Origin of the sequence: Bartonella sp. LB28NMGDW, from assembly GCF_042194435.1 — a bacterium.
GTDB classification, from domain to species: Bacteria; Pseudomonadota; Alphaproteobacteria; order Rhizobiales; family Rhizobiaceae; genus Bartonella; species Bartonella grahamii.
Map to the genome: position 1 here is coordinate 1 of NZ_JBHIMX010000032.1, position 6,047 is coordinate 6,047.

The 6,047-nt window shown below is 36.2% G+C and carries 3 protein-coding genes and 2 pseudogenes; all 5 read left to right on the top strand.

The window, feature by feature from the left end; translation table 11 throughout:
• Positions 1 to 779 precede the first annotated feature (779 nt).
• Positions 780 to 1,058, top strand: coding sequence for a hypothetical protein (locus ACFIKG_RS08360; RefSeq protein WP_375652101.1), 279 nt, complete (start codon positions 780 to 782; stop codon positions 1,056 to 1,058).
• A gap of 586 nt (positions 1,059 to 1,644) precedes the next feature.
• On the top strand, positions 1,645 to 3,009 hold the full coding sequence (locus ACFIKG_RS08365) for an MFS transporter (RefSeq protein ID WP_375652102.1): 1,365 nt from the start codon (positions 1,645 to 1,647) through the stop codon (positions 3,007 to 3,009).
• A 702-nt stretch (positions 3,010 to 3,711) separates the two neighbouring features.
• Complete coding sequence (locus ACFIKG_RS08370; protein ID WP_375652103.1) at positions 3,712 to 4,407, top strand: hypothetical protein; 696 nt, start codon at positions 3,712 to 3,714, stop codon at positions 4,405 to 4,407.
• A 15-nt stretch (positions 4,408 to 4,422) separates the two neighbouring features.
• Positions 4,423 to 4,545: pseudogene (locus tag ACFIKG_RS08375) on the top strand (hypothetical protein); the annotation flags it as partial.
• Positions 4,546 to 5,512: 967 nt separating this feature from the next.
• Positions 5,513 to 6,047 (top strand): annotated as a pseudogene (locus ACFIKG_RS08380) (DEAD/DEAH box helicase family protein); the annotation flags it as partial.

Below are 6,047 nucleotides of genomic sequence, written 5' to 3' on the forward strand. Positions count from 1 at the left end.
AAGGATACTTTCATGCTTTAAAACGTCTACCTCTAAAGCAAACACAAAAAAAGCTGCACGCATAGTGCAGCTTTTTTTGCAAAATTTCCTTGATTTTTCATGCTTTTCAACACAACCAAATTTTTCGACATCCACGTAAAGCTTTTATAATCACGAGAAACAAGCTTAAAAATAAAAGATTTTTTCAACAATTCTATTTACTTATGTTTTTTCTTTAAAAAATTTCTTAGATGAAATGTTGACTCCATCGATTATATATATGCGTTACAGCGCAATAAATATGCAACTATTGCTCTATTTTTGCCATTTAAGCAAAACGAATTTCGCAGAAAAATATTCCTACACAATCAACAACTTTTCTTAATATGGAAAGCATATCAATCTTACATCTCATGTAAGAGGGAGCATTATGCGGTTAACATTTCATCCACACATAATATGAGAGAATAAGGTGAAATTCCTCTGGTACAAAGGAAATACCAGCCTACCAAATTATCTATTCTCAACAACGCGACACGCTCACCGCCTCAATACCAGTACTTTAGTTTGAGTATACGAACACAATTTACATTTTAGATTAAATGTATCAAATAAATAGTGAACACAAAATCTATGAATAAACAACGATTTAACTTTACACGCTTCAAACAAAGAACCAAATTCTATAATCATGCGTTATTAATTTTTTTTGTAAATATTTTTATACAGAGATCAAAAATCTTACTATTGCTTTCAATACAAGAAACCTACATAAACAATTTCATCTTGATAAACACAACATGCTATATAAGCTCGATTCTATTGATGCTTATGAACAAAAGTCTATAAAGCAGATTGAAGTTGCCTCTATTGAAGTAAAAGATGGGCAAGAAAAACTGTATTTTATTGTGGAAAGCAGAAGTATTTTCGAAAACATGTTGCACGATCTGGAAAAAGCGAAAATCCATTGCGGTCGTGAACATTTCAAAGCTTTAGGAGAAAATACCCAATATATTGTTTCTGATAATTATGAAACTTTTATCGATCAAGCACTTCAAAAAGATACCATAACAACTTGAAAAAATGTTTGGGCTATGGAAACAACCCTCCCCTGTTGTTTATAAAATGCAACTTTTTCCTACTATATAATTTACAAGCTCTTCCTTATAACCGATTTTAATTTTTATTAAATGATTAAGAGATCGTCGAACCTTTTCCAGAAAAGGCTGCACATTTAAGAAAAGAAAATTGTAAACTATTGAGAATACATTTTCCCCCAAACAATCATTTAATTATAAAAAATGATACATAAACACACATTGAATTTTTCAGTCAATAATTTGATTTATAAAGCTTTTAAAGCATTTTCCATATTAAATAATAAATGTAAATGGAGAAAGCATATACATTTGTCTAGGTTCCGCTTTTGCTCTTATGCAGATAGAGTTGACGGCGAATAGACTCCTCGATAAACTCATTGAGATCAACTTAACTGATGGCTTCATTTTGGAGGAAGAGGGATTGTATACAAGGGGACCATCAGCGCTTCCAATCACATTCATCCCAATATCAAAACCACAGCCATCACAAACACATGTTAATTTTTAAAAGTCTGTGAATGGGGCGGGGACAATATTTTAAAGAATATCAACAGGGGGCATAATAATGCAAAAGAGAGATTCCTATACAAAAACAGAAAGGTATGTCATATATACCGTCATTATTTCCAGCATACTTCCTCTGCTGGACGGGAGCATTGTCAATGTCATCCTTCCTAACCTTGCGCATTATTTTTCAGTCGGAGAAAATAATATACAATGGGTTGTAACATCCTATTTTCTTGCCACCGTTCCAGGGCTGCTAATGTCCGCTTTTGTGCAAGGAAGAATAGGTATCAAAAGCACTTGGTTTCTTGCAAGCTTCATTTTTATGCTTGGATCACTGGGGGTAGGATTAAGCTATAGTTTTCCAACTATTATATCTGCCCGTATCGTTCAAGGTTTCGGGACCGGTCTTTTGCTACCCCTTAGCCAAACCATCATTGCCTTACAATTTGGACAGACACGAGTGCGCCAAGCCATGGGCACCATAGCCGTACCAACAGTTTTCGCTCCTGCCTTTGGTCCGCTGGTAGGCGCCTCGCTTGCTCAGTATGTGTCTTGGCGTTTGTTATTTTTTATCAATATTCCGCTTATTTTATTGGCACTCACCATTGGAGCAAAACATTTAAAGAGCAACGAAACAACAAAAACAAAATTTAACTTATTTGCATTTTTAGCATTTTTCATATCGCTTATTTCGTTTTTCTATCTCACAGAAGCCAGAAATATAAAGAACAACACCTCCGTATATATCCTAGCACTTATAGCGATGATATCTCTCATATTGTTCATTGTTTCTAATCAGAAAGCAAAAAACAAATTAATCGTCTTTAGCGGATTTCAAAATGCGCGCTACACATTACTCATGATCATGGGGCTTGTTGCTTCATTTCTTTTTTATAGCTTCCTCGTTTATTTTCCTTTAGCCGTTGCCATGGAAAAAGCCCATGAAAATAGCCTTCTCATCATCGGCGCAGTCCTTGCTCTACAAGGGGTAGGTGCATGGATCGGAAGGAAATTTATTTACCAAAAATGGAAAGAAAAAACTCCCTTTTTCATGATAGGAATTGGTTTGGTGATATCAAGCTTTGGATTATTATGCTTCGGCTATAATATAAGCATGGATGGGCTTGGATTCTTGCTAAGAGGCATAGGGCTTGGCATCACCACCATTGTCTGCCTTTCCGCCCCTATCCAATATGTCAACAGCTTATACGTCAAAGATACAGCAGTTATCACACGCATATTACAGCAAATAGGCGGAGCCTTGGGGGGTGTATTCGCTGGATTTTTGATCCATTCGCTGACAGAAGAATATCTGTCCTTAAACCAAACATATCTCATATTCTTTATATTCTCTATCGCTGCATTTTTACTGTTTTGCCTTGCATTCTCCTTGTCGCATAAAGAAAAGGGCTCCGATTTATGATATGCTTTGTTTGAACGCCTTCTCAATAACATTTGCAACGACATATAATATCATAGAGCAGTTTACCACTTTTCGAGAAACCAACACACTGAAACCTTGACCACAGCCTTCATCATTTTTATGAAAGGACACTAAACCGACAAGCTCCTTAAGCTCTAAAATTTGGCCATCTCCAATAACATGCGGTGTTTATCAACATCATACTTGCTTTGTGCTCTTGGACACCTCTCAAAACCTCTTGAAATATGGGATTCTCTGTTGGTATCTTTGCAAATATCCACGAAATTAAGCACGCATTTCAATGCGGAATAGTCCCATAAACACGCTAACAGACACCCCTACAGCACCAGCATAGAATATAGCATTCCGCCCGCGCACACTATAAATGCTAATCATCTTCTACCACACACCGCGATGTGGAAAATCGCACCGCACTGCAAACTTGGTGATGTTATTCACCCCTTTTCAAGCTCATTGAATCGCTATAATTTCATAATCGCAACAGGTTCAAATGAAGCTGAAGCAACAAAAACAGCTTGTAAAGCAGAATCTTTTCTCTATTTCATTGTGAACTGTCATAACAAATCTACCCCGCTTTAATAAAAAATCCTTCTCTCATTGAGAGGGAAATTTTAAAAACATTGAAAATCATACTCTAAAAACCACTCCACACACCACTTTTTGATATTATAAAGATACAAAATGCAATTATTGTCTCCGCAAAAAATATCTCAGAAAAACAAAATCCCTCCTGCAATCATTGGACTACTTCCTCCAATGTTTGCGCACCATTATACGCATAACGAGTTAGATGACTTGTTTATTGCATCATTTGCTCCTCCTGAAATTCCAGTAGGTTCAAAACCCGAAAAAGTTAAAGCATGGCTACGTGCAATCAATATGAAATGCAATGAACCGCTTGAAGTCCTTGGTAACTTGCTTGGGGATTTTTTAGAAAAAGAATATTATGATCCAGACCCAAGCGGATTAAATCCATCATTATATGAAAAAATTTTACAGTTACAAAAAGATAAACGTAAAGTTTTAGAAACGTTAAAGAAAGATGGATTGGAATATCAGCGTGGAGGGCATCTTATCAAGAAGGAGTTGACCTCCATACAAGAATTGCAAAAATCTGGTCTCCTCTCTACAGAAGAGCTACAAAAACGTATTGCAGCGAAAGGACTTTCAGCAGTAGAAATCGAAGTAAAAAGAGCATTAGAAAATATAGAAAAAGATCCAGGGGGGCAGTTCTATTTGCAGCAAATCTATTGGAAGCCTCTTGCAAAGCTTATCTCGACCACCATTCTATCTCATATGAAGAAAACGCCCGTAATAAGCTGCCTGCTTTATGGGAAGAAGTCGTTAAGAAAGCTAAGATCCATCCCGAAGATATGAAGCAAGAAAAGTGCAGCGCACGGCCGCTCAGAAAAGGATTTTAAACTAATCAATCTCAAACCTCGCCATGCGCGTTTAACTTTTAATGCCGCCCATTCCCTCTCAATTTATATCTTAGAGCTCATGGATCAGCCATAATAAATAAAGAGCACTATTCTTACATGCCATAACCATTTTCTCTTTACAGGCTTTTTGCTACCAACATAATGCTTTACCCTCTACAAAACACTCTTTGCAAATAATCGGGGTATCGTTACGATCATAGGCATTTTAGGTTTTGTCTTTTAAGACAAAAGGCTAGCAAAGCCTCCACTCCACGCATGTTTGTCTTTTTTATCCCAAAACAACATCATTTTCATCAAAAGCCTATCATAACATTTTATATTTCGAGCTAAGAGCAAGAGCAAATTTTCTTAAATCATTTTCTGGAAGCTTTTTCACCTTCTCCAGATGCTTTTAATTCTATAAGAAAGCAGCCCCTAGGTATTGTTAGCAATTAAAAAATAGGCAAGATTGGACTACAGTAGCAGGCCCTTTATGTTGATTTTTCTTGAAGGTTTCTGCCCCTTTAAAAAGATTGTGTGCCATGACGAAGAGTTTGGCTTGCGTTTTTCATTGGAAGCAAGTTTTGTAGCTTTTTTATGATATTAAGATAGAGGTAAGTTGGAAGCGTTTTTTTCACCTTCTCGCCATTTTTTATGTATGAGTGGAGATGTTCCGTTTTTTCTCAAGCCAAATTGCAGATATAAGACAGTTTTTTTTCTGAAAGACGAGGATATCTGAAAGTTTTGGAGAGGACTTTGATTATTTTTGGTTCTGTTTGTAGGATTTTTTGGGTCTTCTGGAATAAGATCGTGAACGATTAGTTTCAGAAAAGGATTGGGAAGTTTGCATTTTAGAGAGGCAAAGCTCAGTTTTCAAATTTCAAACTCCAACAACATGTTTTTTAGCTTATTTTTAAGCATCTAGAATGAAGGTTTATTTTAATAAGTTCTCTCGTGAGGGACGAGATGATAGCAATAAGACTTTTCCTCATATAGCAACGCTGCTTGGCAAGGATGCAACTTGGATGTGATATAGACGGACAAATATAATATGAGTGATGGTGCATTGTAAGTTTTATAATACAAATCATCAGATCAAGAAAGAAGATATTGATAGTTTTTATAGTAGTCAGTGGGAAAAAAATCCTCACCTGTCATATTCTTATCGATAGCACTCGAAACAGAGTGGAGTGATAACGCTTCTCATATTTTTGCAGTCCAAGAAATCCAGATTCAAAGGATTAATCTGTTTGATTGAGAAAACAGTCAAATAGATTTGAGTCCTTTTGAAGAAAAAGGAGAAGCTACGCTTAAGAAAAAAAACCGAAAAAGCTTTTAGATCATCAACAAGAAGCGCTTAAAGCTTGTTCTGTGAGGGGTTCTAAAAGAAGCAGACTGTTGCGAATTGATTATGGCGTGTAGGACGAGAAAGACCTTACTAGTCTTAAAGATAGCAGAAACTCTTGCTGGGAAAGGCAAGCGTATTTTATTTTTTGTACTCTCTCTTTTTAATATCCCAAACGATAAGAGAATGACAGCAGATACAGAACCACCCTTACGTTTTTTTTCTGTCTGTTCCGATACACAAGTTAGCAA

What these genes read in the sequence shown, in the direction of transcription:
- ACFIKG_RS08360 (WP_375652101.1), top strand. Translation starts at nt 780, where the DNA reads ATGCTATATAAGCTCGATTCTATTGATGCTTATGAACAAAAGTCTATA.
- ACFIKG_RS08365 (WP_375652102.1), top strand. Translation starts at nt 1,645, where the DNA reads ATGCAAAAGAGAGATTCCTATACAAAAACAGAAAGGTATGTCATATAT.
- ACFIKG_RS08370 (WP_375652103.1), top strand. Translation starts at nt 3,712, where the DNA reads ATGCAATTATTGTCTCCGCAAAAAATATCTCAGAAAAACAAAATCCCT.